This is a genomic window from Photobacterium sp. HL06, assembly GCF_059552575.1.
Genome location: NZ_CM183915.1, coordinates 1,397,270 through 1,416,206, shown reverse-complemented (window position 1 = coordinate 1,416,206; position 18,937 = coordinate 1,397,270). Strand labels below are relative to the sequence as shown.

General features: G+C 45.6%; 17 protein-coding genes. 10 read left to right on the top strand and 7 right to left on the bottom strand.

Going from position 1 to position 18,937, the window contains the following annotated elements; translation table 11 throughout:
• Positions 1-14 precede the first annotated feature (14 nt).
• From dctP to AC51G0_RS24420, 5 genes are all read left to right on the top strand, one after another.
• Entirely contained in the window at positions 15-1,040 is a 1,026-nt protein-coding gene (dctP, locus tag AC51G0_RS24440) for a TRAP transporter substrate-binding protein DctP (RefSeq protein WP_496302142.1), read from the top strand.
• A 68-nt stretch (positions 1,041-1,108) separates the two neighbouring features.
• Entirely contained in the window at positions 1,109-2,224 is a 1,116-nt protein-coding gene (locus tag AC51G0_RS24435; RefSeq protein ID WP_496302141.1) for an NAD(P)/FAD-dependent oxidoreductase, read from the top strand.
• Positions 2,190-2,492 (top strand): (2Fe-2S)-binding protein, encoded by a 303-nt coding sequence (locus AC51G0_RS24430; protein ID WP_496302140.1) that lies wholly within the window; start codon positions 2,190-2,192, stop codon positions 2,490-2,492. Before AC51G0_RS24435 ends, AC51G0_RS24430 begins: the two co-directional genes overlap by 35 nt.
• A gap of 17 nt (positions 2,493-2,509) precedes the next feature.
• Positions 2,510-3,955, top strand: a complete 1,446-nt coding sequence (locus AC51G0_RS24425) for an FAD/NAD(P)-dependent oxidoreductase (RefSeq protein WP_496302139.1) — start codon at positions 2,510-2,512, stop codon at positions 3,953-3,955.
• A complete protein-coding gene (locus AC51G0_RS24420; protein ID WP_496302138.1) occupies positions 3,952-4,308 on the top strand; it encodes a RidA family protein in 357 nt (118 codons plus the stop codon). The genes AC51G0_RS24425 and AC51G0_RS24420 overlap by 4 nt, the downstream gene beginning before the upstream one ends.
• Before the next feature lie 264 nt (positions 4,309-4,572).
• Here AC51G0_RS24420 and AC51G0_RS24415 read toward each other — a convergent pair whose 3' ends face one another.
• The 5 genes from AC51G0_RS24415 to AC51G0_RS24395 form a co-directional block, all read right to left on the bottom strand.
• Positions 4,573-4,989 carry a VOC family protein gene (locus tag AC51G0_RS24415; protein ID WP_496302137.1) on the bottom strand — a complete coding sequence of 139 codons (417 nt, stop codon included), beginning with the start codon at positions 4,987-4,989 and terminating at the stop codon, positions 4,573-4,575.
• Positions 4,990-5,164: 175 nt separating this feature from the next.
• Positions 5,165-6,301: a serine hydrolase domain-containing protein gene (locus tag AC51G0_RS24410; RefSeq protein WP_496302136.1), complete on the bottom strand. Its 1,137-nt coding sequence runs from the start codon at positions 6,299-6,301 to the stop codon at positions 5,165-5,167.
• Between the two features lie 334 nt (positions 6,302-6,635).
• On the bottom strand, positions 6,636-7,790 hold the full coding sequence (locus AC51G0_RS24405) for a M20 aminoacylase family protein (protein WP_496302135.1): 1,155 nt from the start codon (positions 7,788-7,790) through the stop codon (positions 6,636-6,638).
• Between the two features lie 79 nt (positions 7,791-7,869).
• Positions 7,870-9,456 (bottom strand): BCCT family transporter, encoded by a 1,587-nt coding sequence (locus AC51G0_RS24400; protein WP_496302133.1) that lies wholly within the window; start codon positions 9,454-9,456, stop codon positions 7,870-7,872.
• Positions 9,457-9,475: 19 nt separating this feature from the next.
• Positions 9,476-10,642 carry a M24 family metallopeptidase gene (locus AC51G0_RS24395; protein WP_496302132.1) on the bottom strand — a complete coding sequence of 389 codons (1,167 nt, stop codon included), beginning with the start codon at positions 10,640-10,642 and terminating at the stop codon, positions 9,476-9,478.
• A gap of 362 nt (positions 10,643-11,004) precedes the next feature.
• On the opposite strand from AC51G0_RS24395, the gene AC51G0_RS24390 reads away from it, so the two are divergent.
• The 4 genes from AC51G0_RS24390 (at position 11,005) to AC51G0_RS24375 (ending at position 15,738) form a co-directional block, all read left to right on the top strand.
• Positions 11,005-11,682: a helix-turn-helix transcriptional regulator gene (locus tag AC51G0_RS24390; RefSeq protein WP_496302131.1), complete on the top strand. Its 678-nt coding sequence runs from the start codon at positions 11,005-11,007 to the stop codon at positions 11,680-11,682.
• Between the two features lie 24 nt (positions 11,683-11,706).
• Positions 11,707-12,093, top strand: a complete 387-nt coding sequence (locus AC51G0_RS24385) for a RidA family protein (protein ID WP_496302130.1) — start codon at positions 11,707-11,709, stop codon at positions 12,091-12,093.
• 68 nt (positions 12,094-12,161) lie between these two features.
• Positions 12,162-13,355, top strand: a complete 1,194-nt coding sequence (gene dpaL / locus AC51G0_RS24380; RefSeq protein WP_496302129.1) for a diaminopropionate ammonia-lyase — start codon at positions 12,162-12,164, stop codon at positions 13,353-13,355.
• 427 nt (positions 13,356-13,782) lie between these two features.
• The gene (locus tag AC51G0_RS24375; RefSeq protein WP_496302128.1) at positions 13,783-15,738 is read left to right on the top strand and encodes a methyl-accepting chemotaxis protein; all 1,956 of its coding nucleotides are present in this window, start codon (positions 13,783-13,785) and stop codon (positions 15,736-15,738) included.
• Positions 15,739-15,923: 185 nt separating this feature from the next.
• On the opposite strand, the gene AC51G0_RS24370 is transcribed toward AC51G0_RS24375, so the two are convergent.
• A complete protein-coding gene (locus AC51G0_RS24370; RefSeq protein WP_496302127.1) occupies positions 15,924-17,000 on the bottom strand; it encodes an NAD(P)/FAD-dependent oxidoreductase in 1,077 nt (358 codons plus the stop codon).
• Between the two features lie 117 nt (positions 17,001-17,117).
• Between AC51G0_RS24370 and AC51G0_RS24365 the strand changes: the two genes are divergently transcribed.
• Positions 17,118-17,999 (top strand): LysR family transcriptional regulator, encoded by an 882-nt coding sequence (locus tag AC51G0_RS24365; RefSeq protein ID WP_496302126.1) that lies wholly within the window; start codon positions 17,118-17,120, stop codon positions 17,997-17,999.
• Between the two features lie 524 nt (positions 18,000-18,523).
• Here the strand turns inward: AC51G0_RS24365 and AC51G0_RS24360 are convergent.
• Complete coding sequence (locus AC51G0_RS24360; RefSeq protein ID WP_496302125.1) at positions 18,524-18,937, bottom strand: MoaF-related domain-containing protein; 414 nt, start codon at positions 18,935-18,937, stop codon at positions 18,524-18,526.

The following is an 18,937-nucleotide window of genomic DNA, read 5'->3' as shown; positions in this document are numbered from 1 at the left end:
TAAGGATATTTACAATGAAACTGACAAGCATGTTTACTCCATCAACAAAGCTTAAGAAGTGTGCTCAGGTCGTGACTCTGGCAATGGCCGCGCTCAGCGTGTTGCCAGCATCGGCAGCTACCCTGAAGATCAGCCACGTCCGCCCGCAGGGCACCGTGATTGATAACGATATCAAACAACTAGGAGAAGAAATCAAAACGGCTACCGACGGTGATGTGAAGCTTCGTGTTTACGCTGCCAACGCCCTTGGCGACTACACGCTAGTTCAGGAGCGTATCTCGGTAGGTGCCATCGATATGGCGGTGCAACCGGCCTCGACGGCAACTGACCGCAAGATGCAGCTAGGATTGCTGCCATACCTGGCAAACAACTGGCAAGAAGCGCAAAACATCTATGGTGACGGCGCACCTGTCCGTGAAGCGATGGAAGAGCTGTTTGCCAAGCAGGATATTACCCTACTGGCAGCTTATCCGGTCTACTTTGGTGGCATCTCCCTCAATCGCGGTGCCAAGTCGCCAGGTCAGCCAGATATCAGCAAAGGGATCAAGCTACGTGTTCCACCAATCAAGAGCTTCCAGCTCTTGGCAGACAATGTCGGCTATATTGGCTCTCCGCTGCCATTCTCAGAAGCGTTCACCGCCGTTCAGACCGGCGTGGTTGATGGCGTGATTGGTTCCGGCGCCGAAGGTTACTACGCCTCTTTCCGTGATGTAACCAAAACCTATATCCCACTCAATACCCACTTCGAGATCTGGTATTTGATGATCAACAGCGAGCGTCTTGATGACTTGTCTGACAGCGAGCAACAAGCATTGAAAACGGCTTCTGCCAACTTCGAAAACCGCCGCTGGTTGAATGCGCAAAACGATCAGGCCGCCAATGAGCAGAGACTGGCCGACAACGGCGCTGAAATCATCAAAGTTAGCCCGCAACAGCTAGCACAAACAGCAGAAAAAGTGCGTAGCACAGTATGGCCAGAGATCTTAGATGATATCGGCGCAAAATGGAGTCAGGACATTCTGGATAAAGCCCTGAACTAACCACTTCGTCGGGGAATGACGCTTATTCCCCGACCCTTGCCAAATTTAAACTAATTTAGAGAATTCACATGAAACCCGAATATGTCGTTATCGGCGGCGGCGTGGTGGGCTGCGCCGTGGCTTACGGACTGCTCAAGGCTGGCCACCACGTCACAGTCTTGGACGGTGGAGACAGTGCGCACCGCGCATCAAGAGGTAACTTTGGCCTGGTCTGGCTCTCATGCAAAGGCCTTGATGCGCCTCACTATGCTGCCTGGACTCGGCGCTCTGTCGGCATGTGGCGCGAGCTGGCCGACGAGCTTGAGCAAGCCAGCGGAGAATCGATCAACCTAGTTCAAGACGGCGGCTATGATTTCCACTTCTCCGAAGCGGAGATGCAGGCCCGGGTTGCCCAGTACGAACACCTTCGTGAGGTGCTAGGTTCCGATCATCCCTATGAAGTGTGGGACCAAAACAAACTCAAGCAAGAAGAGCCGCAAATCGGCCCGGACGTGGTCGGTGCGATCTTTGGCGCGGAAGACGGCCATGTTAACCCGCTCAAATTGCTCAAGGCCTACAACAAAGCTATCAAGGCGCTAGGTGGCGAGATTATCACCCAAGTCAATGTTGAGCGAATCCAGCAGCTAGCGGACGGCCGGTTTACCGTCGAGCTACGCGAAGGAAAGACAGTTACCAGTGACAAAATTGTCCTGGCAGCCGGATTAGGCGCGGCTGAGCTTGGTCCGCAAATAGGCCTTAAGGCCCCGGTCAAGCCTCAGAAAGGCCAGGTACTGATCACCGAGAAACTACCGACGATGATCAACCGCCCTTCCGGCATTATCCGCCAAGTCGACGAAGGCGGTATCCAGATTGGTGACTCTAAGGAAGATGCCGGATTAGATGATCAGGAAACCATGGCCGTTACTGCCGCCATTGCCGAGCGGGCTATTGCCGTCTACCCGTTCCTGGCCCAGACCCGCCTGATCAGAAGCTGGGGCGCACTGCGAATTATTTCGCCGGACGGCCTGCCTATCTACCAACAATCATCCAGCCACCCTGGCGCGTATATGGTCAGCTGCCACAGCGGTATCACGCTTGCTGCCGCTCATAGCTACCTACTGCCGCACTGGCTGGAAAACGATGACAATTCACCTGACTTGGAGCTATTCAGTGAAGACCGATTCGAACTTTCTGAGGCTGAATAACGCCTCACAGGACACTTCCCGCGAAGTTAGCTTCTATTGGGAAGGAAATGAAATTACCGCGCAGGAAGGCGATACCATCGCTGCCGCCTTGCTGGCCGCCGGGATCACCCATACCCGAGAGACGCCCATATCCCAGTCTGCCCGGGCACCTTTTTGCATGATGGGAAGCTGCTTCGAATGCCGGGTGGAGGTTGACGGGGAACACAACGTTCAGGCCTGTATGCGCCCTGTCGAGCCTGGCATCAATGTCAAACGCCAGCGTAGTTAAATAGATAAGGAATCATTATGCTCAATGTTGATGTCTGCATCATAGGTGCAGGGCCAGCAGGAATGGCGGCCGCAATTGACTGCGCCAAGGCCGGAGCCAGCGTTGTACTGCTCGATGAGCAGGCCCGCCCGGGCGGCCAGATTTATCGTGCTATCCAAGCCGATGGCCACCCGCTTGGTGATGTATTCGGCCCTGACTACCTTCATGGTGCCACCTTGGTAGAGGCACTGGGAGCCGCCAAGCTACAGCATATTACCGAGGCGACAATCTGGCGGGTGGATCAGGACAAAACCGTTTTCTGGAGCCGTCGAGGTAAGGCCGACCAACTCAAAGCCCAGCGTATTATTCTGGCCACGGGTGCACTTGAACGCTCATTTCCGTTTCCTGGCTGGACATTGCCCGGCGTTATGGCGGCCGGGGCTAGCCAGATCTTGCTGAAAACAGCCGGTATCGCGCCCAAGGATGCGGTCATGGTCGGTACTGGCCCGTTGCTATATTTGCTTACAGCTCAGCTGATCAATGCCGGAGCCAAACCTGCTGCGATTGTCGACACCCAAGCACCGAAGCAATATCTTCAGGCCAGCCGCTATCTGGCAAATGCCCTCAAGGGACACAAATACATCACCAAAGGCCTCAAGCTGCTCGGGCAAATCCGAAAAGCCGGGGTCGCGCACTATACCCATGCCAGCGATATCTGTGCCCACGGCGATGATAAGGTTGAACAGCTCAGCTTCCGTAGCGGCGGTAAGGAAATCACCTTGCCGGCTTCCACCATATTGAGCCATATTGGTGTGATCCCCAATGTTCAGCTGACCCGAGCCATGGAACTTGAGCATGACTGGGATCAGGTTCAGCGATGTTGGCGGCCGAGGCTGGATGAATACAACAATACATCGTTATCCGGCGTTGCCGTTGCCGGAGACAGCAGCGGAATTGGGGGAGCCATGGTGGCTGAATACCAGGGCCATCTGGTAGCTGCCGAGGCGCTGTATGCGCTGGGCAAAATCACCGAAGAGCAACGGCACAAACGCACCCAAGCATTCGGGGCAAAAATCATCCACGAAAGCGCCATCCGGCCTTTCCTAGATACCTTGTATGCACCACCACAGCAGGCCTTAACACCACCAGACAGAACCATTGTCTGTCGCTGTGAAGAAGTCACCGCTGGCGAAATCCGCCACCACGCCCGCAACCAAAGCAACGGTATTAACCAGATTAAAACCTATACCCGTTGCGGCATGGGGCCTTGTCAGGGACGCTATTGCGGCCAGACTGTGGCAGAGATCATTGCCGACGAGACCCAGACCAAGACTGCCGATGTGGGCTACTACCGGATCCGTCATCCCATCAAGCCACTGAAGCTTGGCGAGCTGGCAAGCCTAACGCCGGCTAACCACTCATTTATTCAGCGATATAAAACCAATCAAAACGTAACCAACCAACAAGAGGAACAGGAAGCATGACAGCTATCCAGAGGCAGTACACCAACCAGCGAATGAGTAAAGTTGTTATTCACAACGACACTATCTATCTGTGTGGTCAGGTTGGTGTCGCCGATACCAGTGTCGCAGAACAAACCCGCGAAGCACTGCGCCGTGTCGAAGCCCTGCTTACCGAAGCTGGTAGTGACAAAAAGCATGTCCTGCAAACCACGGTATGGCTGGCCGACATGAGTGACTTTGACGAAATGAATGCCGTGTGGGACCAATGGTTCGAGGAAGGCTTCGCGCCAGCCAGAGCCTGTGGCGAAGCCAAGCTGGCACGTCCGGAGCTGAAAGTTGAGTTACTCGTGACAGCGGCAGTAATCAAAGACTGATTGCCGCAATTTCCACAAACTAGCGTCATGGTTGATACCAATCGGGATAAGTAAGTGTTCAGATAATTGCGCAGGAAAAATCACCTAAGACAAGGAATAATTTGCAGTAACTAGTGGTTCTAATTACAAAAATTCTGACGTAGTAATAGGTGATTTTAACCCGCAAGAATGATCAAGCACTTATGCTGATTGGTATGAGTTACATTACAATAATAAAGGGCTGCCACAGGCAGCCCTAATCATCCTTAGCCAACAAAAAAGCCGTTAACGCCCAGCCATCGGGTGGCTTGGATCAAGCTCAAGCAAATCCCACAGGTTGCCATACAAATCTTCAAACACCGCTACCGTGCCGTAATCTTGCTCCTTGGGCTCACGCACAAAGTTAATGCCTTCAGCCTTCATTCTATTGTAATCACGCCAGAAATCATCGGTGCTAAGAAAAAGGAACACCCTGCCGCCGCTCTGATTACCGATAAATGGTTCCTGCTCGGATTTCGATGCTTTTGCCAGCAAGATGGTCGCGCCATTTGATCCCGGCGGGGAAACCACTACCCAACGCTTGTCCTGCTCTGGCTGGTAGGTATCTTCAACCAATTCAAACTTTAGTTTGTTGGTATAGAACTCAATGGCTTCATCATAGTCTTTTACGACCAGGGCGATATGGATAAGGGACTGTTTCACGCTCAGAGCTCCAATAGCAACGATAAATCAGGCCGAGAGTATCTCACAGTTGCACTAAAAAAAGACAACCCATTAAGCATTAGCATCGGACAGATAGGGTATATCTCAGGTAGATGCCCATCACTTGAAACCGAGAAAGCCCACTATATGGTAGGCCACATATTACTCATCATAATCACGAGTCAGCGAATAGTTTAATAACCTTATCTCTGTCTGGTGATACTACTCCATCAAAATTACATAATTGGATATAGCCAATATTCAAATCAGGTGAAAACCAAAAATAACTCTCCATCCCATCAATAGAAAGGCCACCATGCATATAAAACTTATTTTTATTATTACGCATAAAAATAAGACCATTTACATATTGATCAAGACGCGACGAAAAGTTTGGGGCTTGGCCAAATACAGGATCATCTTCATTGAGAAAAGATGCCCACAGTGACGGGTTATCTTTAGGTTTGAGCAAGTGGCTCACCCACTTTGCAAAATCAGGTAGTGTAGTCAGTATACCGCCATCCCCCGCAGTGATAATGTTTGACGCTGCACTCCGCAATTCACTACGGTTATAACCACTATCTATATAACCTGTTGCACTCCACGGAATTTCCGTATCGTTAACACTAGTGATCGTGGTTGATGACATTCCTAAAGGGGTAAATATTCTTTTCTCTGCCAAATCCTCAAAGGAAACACCACTGACTTTTTCCAGAATATCTGCCAGCATTAAATAACCGGTATTACTGTATCTTGTTACAACACCAGCGGGCAAAGGTGGGGCTTCTAAGCTTGCCATATAGTCAACGACAGTTTTGACCATAACCTTACGCGGTATTGGCTGACCTATTATTAACCCAGACATCAGTTCAGGGAAAGAGGCCAACTTACCACTTAAGCTAGGAGCTGCTTTATAGTCATTAATGTAATCAGGCAACCCACTACGATGATGAATGAGATGGTAGAGAGTGATCTCTTCAAACCAATCAGGGCTATCTGGATAGTATTTTTTCAAGGTGTCTGAACGGGAGAGCTTTCCTTCGCTCTCAAACATCAAGACTAAAGAAGCGGTAATATGCTTACTTATCGAGCCAATGTTTAGCACCGTTTTGTTATCGATTGGTACCTGGTAACGTAAGTTCGCTTGCCCAAAATAGTTTTCATAAACTAGTTTATCCCCTTTTACCACACCGATAGCGCATCCCGCTGATTTAGAGTCAAGGTGGGCAAAAGACATTGATATATCATCTTCACCAAAGCTATAAAACGGCACCAATAATGCCGCTAGCATTAATACTGTGTTCTTGATCATAGACTATCACTACTCTTACTTTCAATATTTCAAAAAGTATATATGAGAGCAAAATCAAAGTTGTCACGACAATTAAAATATTGAAGATAGTTATCAAAACAATGAAATTAAAGGTAATAAGCAGGTTATATAGCTTGAGAGGGAATTAAATGGCCGGGCAATATTCCGCAGGAGTATAATTACAATTTAACAATAAATAAGTGCATTATTATTATGTTGACATGATGTTTTGTATTACACATTGAGTCTTAATATCTTTGAAAACTGACAGCGACCTGATAATTCACAAGCCACTGCCGTTATTAATGGGATAAATTACTACTAATCTAGCTGTCTACTCTGTGCAGAGCCGATCTTCTACCAGCGCCTGCCAGTAACTCACACCTTTCATCAAAATGTTGTCATTAAAATCATAGTTTGGATTATGAAGTGCTGTGCCACCACATTCGCCTTCGCCGTTACCGACCAGAATGTAACAGCCTTTGACTTCACGCAGCATAAAAGAAAAATCTTCACTGATGGTGAATGGTCCACAGCTACCATTCACACAAGCTTCACCTGCAACTTTTTCCGCCGCCTTAACCGCATGCTGGGTTTCTTCCGGCGTATTAATGGTAGAAAGGAAGGTATTATTGAAGCTGTATTTGTAATCAACCCCAGCCGACATACACTGACCCGCAACAATACGCTCAATGGCTTTTTCGATTTTATGCAACGCTTCATCGGTAAAACTACGGGTGTCGCCCTTAATTTTCACCTGTGAAGGAATAACGTTTACCGTACCATTGGTGGCAAATTCGGTCACGGAAATGACCGCCGTTTCATGAATGGCACTTAAGTTCCGTGAAACAATCGCCTGCATTGCTGTAACGATCTGCGCACCAACAACAATTGGATCTGTTCCCATATGAGGCAAAGCCGCATGGCCTCCAGTAGCAATAACATCAATTTCGAAGCTACTTTCGCTTGCCATTAAAGAACCAGGCCGCGTATGGAAATGGCCTTCAGGGATCCCCGGAAGGTTATGCATGGCATATACCGAGTCAATTTTCCATTTGGTAAACAGGCCATCTGCAATCATGGCTTTTGCGCCAAGGCCGTGCTCTTCACATGGCTGGAAAATAAAGTAAACCGTACCATCAAAATTCCGTGTCGTTGCCAACTCGTGAGCCGCTCCCAGCAGCATCGCAGTATGGCCGTCGTGACCGCACGCATGCATCACACCCTTATGAACAGACGCATGAGCAAAACAGTTCTGTTCTTCTATATGAAGCGCATCCATGTCGGCACGTAATCCAATCGAACGATCACTGTCGCCGCATTTCAAAATGCCAACAACACCTGTTTTTCCGATGTTACGGTGAACTTCAATACCAAACTCTTCCAGTTTTTGTGCCACCATTTCTGAAGTTAATACTTCTTCAAAACCGAACTCAGGGTGCTTATGAATATGGTGGCGCCAGTTCACAACTTGCTCTTGAATACTCATTTATATATCTCTGCTTTACTTATTCATTTAGCCCCTTGCCTATTCGGACAAGGGGCTTTGTTTACAAATCAATTATTACTTAACTAATTTGTTCTGCCGGAGAGCTGGTATCAATCAATACCTCAGCGTCTTCAGAAGTTTCTAACTCTGGTTCTTCTTCCGCAAACTCAGCTCTGAACATTTTGAATGTACTGAAGATACACAGGAACAGTACGAACATCAGAGGAAGCGCGAAGATCAAGCTGATACTTTGCAGTAAATCGATACCTGTTTTACTACTCATCATCAATGTAAGCGCCATTGCTGATTGAGCGATTACCCAGATGATCTTCATCTTGTTACTTGGGTTTTCTGAACCATCTTCACACATACTTGCTAGTGTAAATGTAGAGCTGTTTAGTGAAGTGATGAAGCAAGTAAACAGAGCAATCACTACCCCGATGGAAATCACTGTACCCATAGGGAAGCCTTCCAGCACAATAAAGGTTGCAGCTTTTGAAGACGCTGCAGCGGCTTTAAGTACTTCTGGCTCAGACTGAATACCGATAGTTCCGAAGAACGCTACCCAGATGAAGATACCAATACAAGGGATAAGCATTGAACCAAGAATGAACTCACGTACTGTTCGCCCCTTAGATACGCGTGCAATGAATGGACCAACAAACGGTGCCCATGCAATCGCCCATGCATAGTAGTAGATTGGCCAGCCACGAATCCAAGATGCTTCTTCTTCTGCTGCAAATGTTGGCAGCATCAACGCATCTTTAAAGAAGTCGTTTATGTAGTTACCAATAGCATCAAAGTAAACGTTGATCATAGTGGTCGTTGGACCAACAATCGCAACAAGGGCAATCAAACCAACCAATAGGTATGCGTTGTAGTCTGAAAGGATCTTGATACCTTTTTCTAGTCCCGTCGTGGTACATAGAATAGTGATTAAGGCAATAACCCCAACCAGCAGGAAAATAACCCAAGGCGCATCAGGCGTGCCGAACAGGTAAGAGAAACTGATACCTAATGACAAACCACTTTGACCAAGTGAAGTCGAGATACCTGCAATCGCACCAAATACACAAACTAAGTTGACGACTTTACCCAGTGTTCCATTCGCTTTATTACGGCCCCAAGGAATAAGAATGTTACTGATTAAGCCATTCTCATTTTTACGGTACATCAGATAGCCAAGTACAAGACCAACCACTGAGAACGCAGCCCAAGCTTGAATACCTTGGTGGATAAAGCTTTGCTTCATCGCGAACTCTGCAGCTTCTGCAGTTTGAGCATCGATACCTGTTGTAGAGAGTGGGTTCATATAATGGTAAACAGGCTCTGCAACACCCCAGTAAAGCATTACTGTACCCATACCCGCGGAGAACAGCATACCTATCCATGAGAAAGTGCTGAATTCTGGTTTCGCATCATCAGGGCCAAACTTGATGTTGCCATATTTACTAAATGCAAAGAAGAACATCACCATTACATAGGCAAATGAGCCTGCCATGTATATCCAACCAAAGGTGTCAGTCAGATAGTTCATTGTTCCGATACCGACTGAATATAGCTGATCCGGGAATAAGATCCCTGCTGCGACTACAAGTAGGATAAAGCCAATGGTACTGGTAAATATCATTCGGCCTTGCTTGAGTTGTGGTTTATTCGCTGACATAAATAGTTCTCCTGCGAATTTATTTGATTACGATGAGTTCAGGTTCAGCGCGCTCACTCAGCCACTCTGCACCATCTTCTGTGATTACGATGTTTTCTTCGTGAACCATAGATTTACCCGGCGCATAGACCATGCCTGGCTCTAGGGTCATGACCATACCGGGTTTCAGTACAGTGTTATCGGTAGCAGTATTTGATGGACGCTCAGTCAGCTCCATACCCAAGCCGTGACCCAGGCGACCTACATCGTTGCCAAGCGCGCCATTAGCTTCTAATACCTTCCACATTGCGTTGTAGATGTCTGTGGTTGTTGCACCAGGACGGGCAGCTTCAAAACCTTTGGTGGTAGCTTCATAGGTTGCACGGTATGCTGCTTTGGTCTCCTCGCTGGCATGGCCGAATGCCCAGTTACGGTCAAAGTCGGAGAAATAGCCATCGCGAACCGCACCGGTATCAATGATCAGCACATCGCCCTCTTCGATGATGCGATCTGTCGGTCCCATAATGATGCTGTCATAACCATCCGGTCCCGATCCTGCAATGATGTACGGACACTCATCGGCGCCTTCTAGCAGCATGTCGATACGGAATTGCTTACAGATTTCACGCTCAGTCATACCAGTACGGGCATAGTCAGGAATTTTATTAAAACCAATATTGGTAATTCGGCAGATTTCGCGAGTCTTCTCAATTTCAGCCTGAGACTTAACCTGACGTAGCTCGTGCATGGCTAATGACACATCAACAAAGTCTTTTTTAACCATGGTGGTTAGTTTCAAGTAATTGTTAACAGGCATACGCAAGTGAGATTCAATCCCCAGCGTTGCACCAACACGACCATAGCGGCATGGCAATGAATTCAATGCACTGGCAACAAGGCTGATACCGTCATCTTCAGGGCGCGGGGATGGCCAGGTAATAATATTTTCAACCCAGGTACCAGCCATACCGCTGGCACCAATTTCAGGAATAATCGCGATTGGCTTACCTTCGGCAGGCACCACGACAAACCATGGACGGGTTGGGCTATGCCAGAACTGGGTGTGGAAACCCGTGAAATAACGCACATTTGGTTCAGTGGTAAAAATCATCGCATCGAGTTTCATCTCATGCATGATTTTTTGAGCGCGTACAGTTCTGTTTTCAAATTCAGACTGCTCAAAACCGCGTTGTAGATAGTTCGTCATGTTTAACCTCTTCCTTATTGTTATTACTGTGAAGCGACTGGCTATAGAGCACAGAGGTAAATGATTAGTCGCTACACAGTTAAATATTATTCACTTTACGGTGCTGAATATTACCCAATATTCAGTCAAATAATGTGACCAGAATCCCACAGTTAACTTTTGTTAACCAGCGACATTGTCTCAGGACATTTATTTTGAATTTAGTCACACTTTTCTTGCTTGCGGTGACTTTTAGTTAACTTTGTACTTGTATAAGCAATTGGTAAGTGGTTTTATAGTTACATAAAGTTGATTTTAAGGTTGAAATTTTAAACTTTGAGTATCACAATGACATCATGATTAGTTCACAATAGTGGCCTCAAATGAATAAGACTGCATATAAATCGTTCAATATTGAATTTACCGACAAAGACAGAGAGTTCTTGGTTACCAATTTTCGGTTAGCCGACACGATTGCTGATTTTATTGGCCCTCATTGCGAGGTCGTCATTCACTCATTTGAGAGTTTTGAAAAATCAGTAGTGAAAATCGTCAACGGGCACCATACCGGCCGTAAGGTTGGCTCACCGATCACGGATATGGGTTTGAAGATGTTGCGTGATTTTGAGCAAACAGGAGAGGTAACGCCTAAATGTTATTTCACCAACAGCAAAGATGGCTCCTTATTGAAATCAACAACCTGTGTATTAGCCGGCGAAAACGGTAAGCCAATTGGGCTGTTCTGTATCAATATGAACTTATCCCACCCTTTTCCTGAAATTATTAAAACATTAATGCCAGATGTGGCTCATAGCAGTGTGGCCGTTAATGAAAACTTTAGTTCCAGTGCAACAGATGTGATTGAGCAGGCGCTGAACCACGCGATACAAGAAATTGAAAATGATCCGTCTGTGAATCTTAAAAGTAAAAATAAGACGATCACCAAGCTACTACTGGAAAATGGCATTTTTGAATTAAAAGAAGCGACAGCATTGGTGTCCGAACGCCTCGGGATCACTCGCCATGCTGTTTATAAATATATCCGCGAATTTAAATCGTAATAACTGACACTAAAGAGGTAGACAATGAAAAAGACAATTCACACGGATCTAGCCCCTGCAGCCATTGGCCCATATTCACAAGGCGCTGCATTCAAAGATATGGTTTTCACTTCAGGCCAGTTACCACTTGACCCAAAAACAATGGCGTTTGTCGAAGGTGGTATTAAAGAGCAAGCTCGCCAATCATTGGAAAACCTAAAGGCAGTACTAGAAGAAAGCGGCGCATCAATGGATTCGGTTCTAAAGACAACCTGCTTCCTTTCTGATATGGAAAACTTCGCGGCGTTCAATGAAGTGTATACCGAAGTATTCGGTACCGAGAACGCACCGGCTCGTTCTTGTGTTGAGGCGGCACGCCTACCAAAAGATGCCCTCGTTGAAGTTGAAGCTGTGGCTTTTATCAACCAGTAATATTGAAGTAAGGCCGTCCAGTATTGATGATGGCCTCATCCCTGTTCTGACCTTTCGAAGTGATGATTATGCTAAAAGTCTCTAATAACCAGTTTTATACCGGAAAAACCTGTTCTCTGTTCACAACAGAAATAGCGCAACGTACCCGTGAATTTCATCGTCAAATTGATGGATACCAGCCAACACCTTTGGTTTCATTACCTCAGCTTGCGGCCAAGCTAGGCGTCAAATCCATTCTGGTAAAAGACGAATCGCACCGTTTTGGCCTTAATGCATTCAAGGTACTCGGTGGTTCATATGCACTGGGTCGACTTCTTGCTGAGCATCTGGAAATGGATATTTCTGAGATCGATCTGAAAACCGTTGCTTCGAAATTAGAAAAACCACTGGTCTTTACCACTGCCACTGCAGGTAACCACGGTACAGGTGTTGCCTGGGCTGCCCGCGAAATGGGTCAAAAAGCCGTCGTCTACATGCCAAAAGGGTCGGCGCAAACCAGTGTCAACCGAATCAAAGGGCTAGGTGCCGAGTGTATCGTTACCGACGTCAACTACGATGATACAGTTCGCCTCGCCAACAAGACGGCAGAAGAAAACGGCTGGATGCTGGTACAAGATACCGCCTGGGAAGGTTACGATAAGATCCCGACTTGGATCTCACAAGGCTATATGACCATGGCCGATGAAGCGATCGAGCAGGCTGCTAAGATGCCGGAAGGATTGCCAACACACGTAATGCTCCAAGCTGGCGTTGGCGCAATGGCTGGTGGTGTTCTGGGCTATTTGGCTGACAAGCTAGGGGCTGACAATTTTAAAACCATCATTGCCGAGCCAAGCGCGGCTGACTGTATCTTCCGCTCAGGTTCTAGTGAAGATGGCAACATGGTTAATGTGACTGGTGACTTGAACTCTATCATGGCCGGACTGGCATGTGGTGAACCGAATCCTGTCACCTGGCCAATCCTTCGTGATTGTAGCGATCTGTTTATCTCCGTTGACGACAATGTCGCGGCAACGGGCATGCGTCTTTTGGGTAATCCATTGAAAGGTGATCAGGCTATTACCAGTGGTGAATCAGGTGCAATCACAACAGGTCTTCTATACCTGCTGGCTAACCACCCAGAAGGACAGAAAATCGCCAAGGAAATTGGCCTTAACCAAGACGCCGTAGTAATGATTTTCAGCACAGAGGGTGATACCAATGCCGATCGTTACCGTCAAATTGTTTGGGAAGGGATGCTAGCACTTAACGGCCAGGCATAACAATATATGAAGCTCATAGCCATTATGCAAAAAATGCTGCTCTAGCTTCAAAAAGTCATTATTTTGAACCCACAAAATACTATCCCCTCTAAACGATAAGGTTGGAGGGGATATCTTATTAAAGTTAACCAATACGCATGTCACTGAACTGAATAAGTGACTTACTTTAGGTAGGCCGACAAGAAAAATAGTTTAGCTTCCTTATAAAGCTAAGCCGGATCACTTTACTTGATGATCCACATCTAATAATAAAGTGTCTTAAGCTTGGCGTCAGGGATTGCCGCAGGAAGCATCAGTTATAAAAGCTAATTTTAACTGCTCCCCTCTTGGATAATATTCCACTAGACCTGACAAACTACATTTATACATACTGTTTTTCTATTGGAATGGCTGCCAGCCTCAAATCATAGGATCAAAGTACAGCTATATGAATATAAAAAAGAAGTTGTTACTGGCATTAATAGCTGCCAGCATATTACCGGTATTGATCGTTTCCATATTTGTTATTAATCTTCTTCGCAGCCAAGCTATCGACGGTTTTGTTGAAAACAGTAGTAATGAAATGCGTCAGGTAGATAATGCCATTTCACTATATTTTAAAGGTATTGAAGAAAACATTACCTACCTGGCAAAGCACTCTGCTTTGTATCAAGCAAATAACACCATCACCAACTATATAGAACAGGGCAGTATCACAATGATGCCTGATAAAAATGGCGGCATTGAAAGTGATATTTTTTCAGTGTTCGATGGTGTAGGCCGCGCACACCCAGACTATGCCTATATTTACATGGGAACCCAATATGGTGGGTTCATTCAATGGCCTGTGGGATCGAATCCACCGAATTATGATCCGCGCTCTCGCCCCTTTTACAAAACCGCGTTGGCTAACCCGGGAAATATTGTTCGAGGGGAAGCTTATTACTGGGAACCGGATGACGCCGTAATTCTCAGTACTGTACTAAGCTACACGACCCAAAGTGGCAGCAATGGAGGGGTTATTGCCATTGATGTATCACTCAAAACCCTGACCGATATCATCAAGCAAATCAAACTTGGTGAAAAAGGCTACCTAATGTTAGTTGAAGATACTGGCAACGTACTAGTTGATGCAGGGTATCCAGCTAATAACTTTAAACAGCTTTCTAGCTTGGGTGATGCCTATCAGCTCTTGGAAAAGACAGACTCTGGTCTTGTAGAGGTTGAACTCGATGGTCAAACCTATATGGCCAATATTTTTCATTCTAATAAGTTAGGTTGGAAATTTATTGGTCTCATTAGTCAAGACGAGGTAATGAGCTCCAGCAATAACATAACTCAACTGATCGTATTTATCGTCATATTACTAACAGCCCTTTGTATTGTTGGTGCAACACTATTGGCAAACCGGATCGCCAAGCCGATGCTTGCCGTTTCACATGGTCTACGCGAAATAGCATCCGGTGAGGGTGACTTAACCAACACACTGCAAGTCCGCTCAAATGACGAAACAGGTATGCTAGCGTTGTACTTCAATCAGTTCCTTGAAGCGATTCGTAGCCTTGTTGCTCAAATCGGAAATGCTGGTCAAGAGATGGAGCAATCTTCACAGCAAGCTATCTCAATATCAAAAAATATGGCAGATACCGCCGAGAGCCAAAACCAAGCTGTGGAAATGGTATCAACAGCCTTCAACGAAATGGTAGCGACAGCGAATGATGTGGCAAACTCTTGTAGCGCGGCGGCGGGAGCTGCCGAAGAAGGACAACAGTTAGTCGGTAAAGGGCAAGCTCATATTGATAAAGCGGTAGGAAGCGTAAATCAATTAGCTGATTTATTGTCTCAATCTTCCGAAGCTATTGGCGAGCTTGAACAAGATAGCCAAGGTATTACAGCTATTTTGGATACCATCAGAGCAATTGCTGATCAAACGAACTTACTTGCGCTAAATGCCGCCATTGAGGCTGCTCGTGCGGGAGATCAAGGCAGAGGTTTTGCCGTAGTTGCTGATGAAGTAAGAGTGCTGGCAAAACGTACATCTGACTCGACAGAAGAGATCAACGAATTACTTCAACGCTTGCAAGTACGTACACAGGGAGCTTCGACCCATGTTAAATACAGTCTCACGGCCTCACAAGAAACTGTAGGTATTACTGCATCCGTACGTGATAATTTCCAAGGTATCTCCAGTGCAGTGGAAGTGATCAGAGATATGAATACTCAAATCGCAACTGCAGCAGAAGAGCAGCATCAAGTTGCTGAAGATATTAACCGCCACATCCATCAAATACATACAGATGCTTCTGCTGTTAATGATATGTCCAGCCAAGCGAAAATAAACTCAGAGCGTCTGGGTGAAGTGGCAACTGAGCTAACATCTTTAGTCGCAAGGTTTAGAACCTGATGACTATCAAGCAACTGTAACGGTTCAGGTTAATAATAATCGTCTCAGGAGTGTAAGGTCATCGATGATGGTCTTACACTTCTAAATTTTATCGAAAGTCGCATTAACTTTAATCGTTAAATAGAAACGTGAATCCATATGCGCCAAGTACCTTGCCGACAATTTCAGTTTCGACAAGGTAATAACTATGGGGCAGTAGAAGTCCCAAATGCAGTGTACACTTTCTTTATAAATAAGTCTTTTTGCTTCATAGTGATGAGCGGTTTAAACGTCGTCACAACAAAAGGGAGTTCGGCAACGCCGCTTTTTTGCCCTGTTGGAATGAGCGCGATTAACGGGTTGCGTTTATACCCTTTCACCTTTTTATTCTTCAGTTTTTTGGCTATCGACTTTGCGACATACTCACCTTGTTGTTGAGCAAGATAACCCAACTTAGGTTCACCCACATCAGCAACATCACCTAACGCGTATAAGTTGTTTTGTCCAATGACTTCCAACTGCTCATTCACTTTGACGAATCCTTTACTGTCTAAGATATGAGGCAAATGGGATTGCAAAAATTCACTGTTCGGCAACGTGCCCACTGCCTGAAAAACGAAATCTGCATCACTGGTTTTTCCTGTGTTTTTATCGATGTATGCCCCATCGACATTGCGATAGCTGGTATTAAACTCAACATCAACACCAAGGCTTTTCAACTGTTCGAGTGTAATTTTGCGTGTTTTTTCTTTAAAGCCGTCTAATAGCGCACCTGTGTTATGAGCCAATACGGTTTTCTTTTCAGGAAATGTGTAGGCAATTTCGCCAGCCAGCTCTACGCCAACAACACCGCCTCCGATAATGAGTATTTTGTCTGCGGATTTTAGTTCGTCATGGTATCCAAGCATTTCACCATTTCGTGTTTCTAAATCCAATGCCGTGTTTGACTTAGCTACAGGCATGGTTGGATAACGCGTTCCTGATGCAATAATGGCGATCTTAAACTCAACCAATGTGCCATCTTCTAAAGTCGCAACCCCACTTTTAAGTTCGGTAACTCCGCTTTGAATGAACGATCCCGACAAAAAGCTTTTGTATTGTTTCCTGGCGTCATTTTTCGTGATGTCAGGAGCTGCCACATTGCGCAGAGTGGCAAAGGTAACTTCGAAGTAGTCCTTTTTATCAACCAGCAACGTTTCTACGCCATTTTTTCCTAATTCCTGAGCCGCAGAAACACCAGCAAAACCGCCACCTATGATTAAAACATCGACTTTTTTCATCATCAATTACCCTACTCTTTACACCCAGTACTATTCAATGGGACTAAATTAACGTGTTTTATTTTTGTGGTGAATGAGCGAAAATACGACAATGATGTGCATTTATGCAACGACCAAAAAATGAACAAATGGAATGAGATAAGAACCGCGTACAAACTAGCTCAATACCAGACCCTCAGTGCTACGGCTCAGGACATGGGCGTACATAGATCTACGGTCATGCGACATGTTGACACCCTAGAAGAAGAGCTGGGTGTAGTGCTTTTTCAACGCAATGACAAAGGGTATATACCCACAGAGGCTGGGCTAGAAATCATGCGGTTGGGAGAGGTTACCGAAAACCACTTCTCACAGCTCACCTCTCGAATAATGAGTAAAGAACAGGCACTGGAAGGGACAATTACGATTACCGCCATCACTGATATCGCCGGCATGCTTATGCCTTTTATTAAAGAGTACCAGTGTCGTTACCCCAACATGCGTGTTGATTTTATTGGTGATATTCGAAACTACAACCTTGAATACGGCGAAGCCGACATTGCAATTAGAAGCGGAGAAAAACCTACAACGCCAGACAACATCGTATTTCCCATTGCCGATGTGGAGATAGTACTGTGCGCCCACAAAGACTACATCGAACTAATGGGAGTGCCGACTGAACAGGAGTTACCCCAGCACAGATTTATCGCCATGAAGGAAAGGCCTCCGCATTTGCTATGGAACGAGTGGATTCACAACAATATTCCCGAGAAGAACATTGTATTCCTATGTTCAAGCCTGCAAGTCGCAGCAAGGGCACTGGAAGCTGGTAGCGGTATTAGCGCTCTACCAAAAGAGGTTGTCGATAACGATTCTGACCTGATAGAAATTTCACCAAACTTACGCTGGCACCTTCCAGTATGGGCGCTGGTACACAGAGACATGTTCAACCTATCCAAAATCAAAGCATTTATCGATGTATTACGAAATCCCAAAGATAAACCTATTAACATTAAAATTTGAGTATAGATATACAGATATTATTTCTACCAATATAGGCTGATAAACTGAAGAAAGTTTCAGTCATGATTTTTGGGATAATGTTTTATCTTGGCGGAAGATTGTAGAGATTTGGTGTACCTGACCAACATTATCAAAGCTAATCCAAATCACTGTTAACACGATATGAATCAGCAATTATTCTAACTTGGTTTGGTGTATTTCGAGTCAGCTTTTTCGGGCTGACACGCTGTGGCACAGAAACTTTCACAAGCTATTTAGCACTAAAACAACTACTTTTTCGTTCAGTGGAACTAGAGCAGAGGTTGACCGGATTTTTGAACTACCATTCACTCAGGAAAATGGATACTAAGACTTAATAAATAAAAAATTTTATTAGGCTTGGTGTCCAGCCATTGCTACTAGATTTGTAAAAACACTACCGGTATCTCTTCGATCATTTATTTGAACAACACTTAATTATCGATGATTTATGCGTGCCAAGACCAACCTTTACCTATACTCTGTTGTTAGCAGTTGAGACGTAATTATTTTTCTATCAAAGTAAGGTTCTCAATGATACCGCCATCAAATACAGTAAATTGTTTTTCAGAACCAAACCTGAGAATACCTGAAGAGTACATAACATTATTATTGAAGTTAAAGATCAGAGTCATAAAGTCCGGATGGGCTTCTTCCAACCAGTTGATAACATACACCTTATCGCCAATCTTACGTGAGTTATACGCAAGAGCGTGGTTTTTATTCCCTTTTCTCGGTCCTGCTATCCACTCATACCTCAACATCCCGTTATAGAATTCCAAATGGATCCCTGCACCATTTTGGTAGTAATAGTCCATCTTGGTGCCATCCAACAAATGTTCGCTATATTTTTTCCCGGCGAAAGCACTATTGCAGATAAACAGCAGAGCCATAAAAATCAAATTGACTGTTCTTTTCAT